Source organism: Rhodococcoides fascians A44A, from assembly GCF_000760735.1.
GTDB classification, from domain to species: Bacteria; Actinomycetota; Actinomycetes; order Mycobacteriales; family Mycobacteriaceae; genus Rhodococcoides; species Rhodococcoides fascians_E.
Window position 1 is genome coordinate 2,731,098 of record NZ_JMEX01000008.1, and the last position, 475, is coordinate 2,731,572.

The 475-nt window shown below is 65.3% G+C and carries 1 protein-coding gene; it reads right to left on the bottom strand.

The genetic code is table 11. From position 1 onward, the window contains the following. Positions 1-475 (bottom strand): AMP-binding enzyme (locus BH95_RS25000; RefSeq protein WP_208601199.1); only part of this gene is annotated, 475 nt, incomplete at both ends.

A 475-nucleotide genomic window follows, 5' to 3' on the forward strand; every position in this document is an offset into this window, starting at 1 on the left:
GATGAAGACGGTGGGGATCATGTAGTCCGGCACCCGTGCGGTCAGATGCTCCCGCAGTTCGTCGTCGGTGACGTCGGTACCGACGTAATAGGCGGCAAGGTATTTGTCATTGCCGCCGGGGTGGTCAGCAGCGATGACGACCGCGGTCGAGACGGCAGGGTGCTGCTGCAGGACGACGCGGATCTCGTCGAGTTCGATGCGGAAGCCGCGGATCTTGACTTGGTCGTCGGAGCGGCCGAGGTAGTCGAGTTCACCGGCGTGGTTCCAGCGGACGAGATCACCGGTGCGGTAGAGGCGTTCACCTGCGGTGGTGGGGTCGGCGATGAAGCGGGTGGCGGTGAGGTCGGGTCGGGCGATGTAGCCGTCGGCGAGTTGGACACCACCGAGGTAGAGCTCTCCTGTCACGCCGATGGGGACCGGGCGCAGCCAGGTGTCGAGGACGTGGGTGGTTGTGTTGGCGACCGGTGTTCCGATG